This is a genomic window from Candidatus Caldatribacterium sp., from assembly GCA_014359405.1.
Taxonomy (GTDB): domain Bacteria; phylum Atribacterota; class Atribacteria; order Atribacterales; family Caldatribacteriaceae; genus Caldatribacterium; species Caldatribacterium oleiphilum.
In genome coordinates this window covers 3,843-8,488 of the sequence record JACIZN010000082.1, presented here as the reverse complement: position 1 = coordinate 8,488, position 4,646 = coordinate 3,843, and the positions used below count along the sequence as shown (strand labels likewise).

4 protein-coding genes (1 of these 4 only partly in view) are annotated in these 4,646 nt (G+C 54.8%); all 4 read left to right on the top strand.

Translation table 11 applies throughout. The annotated features are described in order from the left end of the window. On the top strand, positions 1-1,875 hold a 1,875-nt coding region (locus H5U36_07240), incomplete at its 5' end, for a chemotaxis protein CheA (protein MBC7217918.1). Positions 1,876-1,881: 6 nt separating this feature from the next. Next, positions 1,882-2,247 carry a response regulator gene (locus H5U36_07235; protein ID MBC7217917.1) on the top strand — a complete coding sequence of 122 codons (366 nt, stop codon included), beginning with the start codon at positions 1,882-1,884 and terminating at the stop codon, positions 2,245-2,247. Positions 2,248-2,251: 4 nt separating this feature from the next. Next, on the top strand, positions 2,252-3,688 hold the full coding sequence (locus tag H5U36_07230) for a PAS domain S-box protein (GenBank protein MBC7217916.1): 1,437 nt from the start codon (positions 2,252-2,254) through the stop codon (positions 3,686-3,688). Continuing rightward, positions 3,685-4,646: the 5' portion of a hypothetical protein gene (locus H5U36_07225; GenBank protein MBC7217915.1), read on the top strand. The gene runs 385 nt beyond the window's last position; 962 of the gene's 1,347 nt are visible here — the first part of the coding sequence; it begins with the start codon at positions 3,685-3,687; its stop codon lies off the right edge, out of view. Before H5U36_07230 ends, H5U36_07225 begins: the two co-directional genes overlap by 4 nt.

The window sequence follows — 4,646 nt, the reverse complement described above, 5'->3', positions numbered from 1 at the left end:
TCCATGGGTTTCCAGAAAATGATGGAGCTTGCCCACCTCATGGAGAACCTCCTTGATGGGGTTCGGAAAAAGACCATTGCCGTCACCCCAGAACTCGTGGATACGCTCCTCCGAGGCGTGGACCTTTTGAAGTTCATGCGGAATGGCATCGCCCTTGATGGCAGAGAACCCGAAGTCGAAACCGGAGAGATTGTCGCAATGCTCCAGAACTTTCTCGGAGGACAGGGAAAAGGGGAAGTGAAAGAAGAAACGCAAGAGGAAGGGAAAAGGGAGCCGGAGGCTGAAGAGAAGCCTGAAGAGGTTACCGGAGAAGAAAAAGAGTACCTGGTTCGAGTGTTCCTGACCCTTGACTGCTCCATGAAGGGGGTTCGGGCGTACCTTGTCATCAACCGTCTCCAGGAAAGCGGTATCGACGTGGTGAGCACGCAGCCCTCCCTTACGGATCTGGAGAGCGAACGTTTTGGCCAGAGCTTTGATGTTTTCGTGCGGTCGGAGCTCTCGCCGGAGGAGATCAAAAAGATTGTGGAGTCCGTCGCAGAGGTGGAGCGAGCAGAGGTCGTCGTACAGGAAAAAGAGGTAGCAAGGGAGGCTGAGGGAGAAGAGAGGAAGGAAGAGGAAAAAGAAGCAAAGGCACCTTCTCCGGAGAAAAAGAGGATTACCGGGGGATTGAAGAAGACCGTCCGGGTTGACGTGGAACGTCTTGATGCGCTCATGAACCTTGTTGGAGAATTGGTCATTGACCGGGCCCGTCTTGAAGATATCATCAGAAGACTCCAGGAGAGCAAGGAAGTCGCCCATCTTCGAACTCTCCTTGCGGACACCACCACGCACATCGGTCGGGTGACGAACGAACTCCAGATGGAGATCATGAAGGCCCGGATGCTTCCTCTTGCCGAGGTCTTCAACCGTTTCCCCCGGATGGTTCGGGACCTGGCGCGGAATTTTGGGAAAGAGGTGGATTTCGTCATTGAGGGTGAGGATACAGAACTCGATCGTTCCCTTATTGAGGAAATCACCGACCCCCTCATTCACCTCCTCCGGAATGCCGTGGACCATGGGATTGAACCACCGCAGGAGCGAGTGGCCCTAGGGAAACCTCCTCGCGGCCGCATTCTCCTTAAGGCCTACCAGGAGGAGAACTCGGTCGTTATCCTTGTGCAGGATGATGGGAGGGGAATCGACGTCGAGAAAATTCGTGAAAAAGCCCTTGCCCTTGGTCTTGCCACTCAAGAGGAGCTCTCCCGAATGAGCGACCGGGAGGCTATGGAGTTCATCTTCTACTCCGGGTTCTCCACGAACGAAAAGGTAACCGATGTTTCTGGACGGGGCGTAGGAATGGACATCGTCCGCCGGAACATCGAGCGGGTCAACGGCCAGGTCCATGTGGAGAGCGAAAAGGGTAAAGGGACGACCTTTTTCCTGCGCCTGCCCTTGACCCTTGCTATTATCCGAGCACTCCTTGTTCGGGTTGATGGGGCGATTTACTCTATACCCCTTGCGGATGTGGTGGAGATTGAGAAGATTGAGAAGAAGGATACCTACTGGGTGAACAAAACCCTTGCCTCCCTTTTCCGAGGGAGAACCCTGCCCCTTTTGCGCCTTCGGGACCTCCTTGAAGGGAAGAAGGCAGAGTACGAAGAGGGTATGGAGGTTCCCGAAATTCTCTATACCGTGGTGGTGAACACAGCCCGGGTTCTTGCAGGTCTTGTGGTGGATGAGATTGTCGGCGAGCAGGAGATTGTCATTAAATCCCTTGGATCGTACATCGGTGATGTGCGAGGGCTTGGAGGAGCGACCATTCTCGGTGATGGGCGAGTCTCGCTCATCGTGGATGTGGCAAGCCTCCTTTGGAAAATGGTTCAGGTGGGAGGGTAGGAAACCATGCCCGGACGGATTATGATTGTGGATGATGCTGCGTTCATGCGGATGATGCTTAAGGACATTTTGACAAAGAATGGTTACGAGGTTGTGGCTGAGGCGAGTAACGGCAAGGAAGCGGTGCTCAAGTACGAAGAGGTGAAGCCGGACCTTGTCACCATGGACATCACCATGCCCGAGATGGATGGCATCACCGCTGTGAAGGAAATCAAAAAACGCGACCCGAATGCACGGATTATCATGTGCAGTGCTATGGGGCAGCAGGCTATGGTGGTTGACGCCATTCAGGCCGGAGCCCGTGACTTCATTGTCAAGCCCTTCAAGCCCGAGCGAGTTATCGAGGCGGTGAAGAAAGTCCTGGGCAACTGACGCAATGGAGCGAACCATTCCCTGGGGCCTCCTCCTTAAGGGTATTCGCAGGCGTCTGGGTGCGGCGTATGCCGTGCTCCGTACCGAGGATGGGTCGGTCTTCTACAACGGATTCCACAAGTACAGGGATTTTGTCGGGAAAATACTGAGCCAGGGGGCTCAGCTGCGGGAAGGGATTCACTTCCTCTCCTTTGAGGGAGAGCTCCTCTTTTTCCGGACCGAGTTCCCGGGTCCAGGTATCGTATTCATGGCCGGGGGTCCCCTGCGGGAGGGAGAATCGCCTCCGGTTCAAGGTCTTTTGCCTTCAGAGCGAAAACTCCTGGTAAAGGCTTGGAGAGCAGAGAACCACCTCCTCCGCTTCCTCTTCTTTCGTTTCCCCCTGGGAGTTGTTTTCCTTTCCTTTGGAGATGGGCGGATTCTCTTCTGGAACCACAGTATGGAGGTTATCACCGGAAAGAGGGAGGAGGAGGTTTTGGGGAAGAGATGGGAAGAACTCTTCCCCATGGAGCATTTGGACGACATGTGGCAGAGCCTCCGTTTCGGGGAGGAGTACCTGGTCCGGAACTTTCGCCTGCGGCGCAATGCGAATGGGGAGAGGCTCCTGAATTTTCGGTTCTTCCCCTGGCGGGAGGGAGATGCTTTCCGGGTCGTGGGTCTTGTGGAGGATGTGACGGATCGGGCCCGCTGGGGAGAGAGTATTCGCCAGATGGAGCGGCTCTCAAGCATCGGGCGCTTCATCTCGAGCATGGCTCACGAAATCAACAACCCCTTAGGAGTCATCTACGGGTACGCCCAGATGCTCCTCTCTTCAATAGAAGGGAACTCAAATGCCTGCCCCACCTGTCAGATGACCCGAAGGGTTCTCGAAAAGATTGAGAAGGAAGCAGCCCACTGCAGTGACGTGATTCGTTACCTCGTAGATTTTTCCAAGCCCCTTGTCCTCCAGAGGGAACCCACCGATCTCAACGCCCTCCTGCGGGAGAGTATTGCCCTTGTGGACTTCTTCTGTCAGGAGAACGAGCGGATAGAGTTTGCTCTTGAGGAGGACCTTCCCCTTGTCTCTGTGGATCGAACGAGAATGCGCCAGGTTTTCATGAACCTTGCCAAAAACGCCCTGGAGGCCATGCACGAGAAAGGGGGAGTTCTCCGCATCTCTACCGAAAGCGTTCTTTTGGAGAATCTCCCTCCCTGGGAACAGCGGAAATTTACGACCTACGTGAAGATCGCCTTTGCCGATACGGGGAAGGGAATTCCCGAGGCGGTGCTTCCCCGAATCTTTGAGCCCTTTTTCACCACCAAAGAGCGGGGAACAGGTCTTGGGCTCTCTGTTTCTTACAGCATCGTGCGGGCGCATGGTGGGTGGATTGAGGTGACCTCAAAAGAGGGAGTGGGCACAAAGGTCCAGATTTTCCTTCCCATTGAGCGGGGGAGTGGAGAATGAGGAGAGTCCGTCCAGAGCTTTTGCCCCTCCAGAAGCGCCAGATGGTTCCCAAAATGATTGTGGCAAGTAGTCTCATGGCCTTGCCTCTCCCTGAGCTTGAGGCTCACCTTGGGAAGCTCCTTGAGGAGAATCCCCTCCTTGAAGTTCGAGAAGGGGTTGTGTGCTTCGGATGCGGGGAGAAGCTCTCTGGATACCCTGAGTGGTGCCCTCGCTGCGGGAGGTACCTGGGGCGGGAATGGGAAGAGGTTCCCCTTGAGGATGTGCCGCAGCGGGGAGAAAAACGGGGATGGAAAGAATTCCTTTTTGAGGAGATTGCAAGCCTTGTTGGACTCGGGGAAAAGGAGAAAAGAATTGTCCATGCGATTTTTGCAAATCTTGACAACGAGGGATTCCTGCGAAGCTCTCCGGAAGAGCTTGCCTTTAGCTTGCGAGTTTCTGAGACGAATGTGGAGAGAGTTATCGAGAAAGTTCGAGAAGCGGGATTTTTCGGCTTTGCGGCTCGGAGTGCCTTAGAGTTCTTAGGAATGCAGCTTGAGCGCCTTGGGGTGGCGGAGAAACCTGAGGAACTCCTCGAGAGATTCCGTGGCAATCCGGAACGCTTTGGGGAGTTCCTTGCCCCCTATCGGGATCAGCTCTTCTTCTCTCCAGCGCAGTACTTCGAGAGCACCCTGGGAAGGGAACGGGAGGATTTAGAAGAGGAAGCCGGGTTGATTCGTCCTGATGCAGAAATCGTTGAGGTTGAGGAAGGGGAGTTCGAGGTGGTCCTTGTTCCCTCCTTTTCCATGCAGATTGGGGTGAGCGAGATGGCGCTCTCCCTCTGGCGCAGGAAGCGGAAGGAATTCTCTGAAAGGGAGCGTCATTTCTTTCGGGAGAAACTCGCTGAAGCCCGGGAAGTTCTCTCCTGTCTCTCGTACCGGTATAGGACGCTCCTTAGGGTTCTCGAGTACATTGTGGAGCG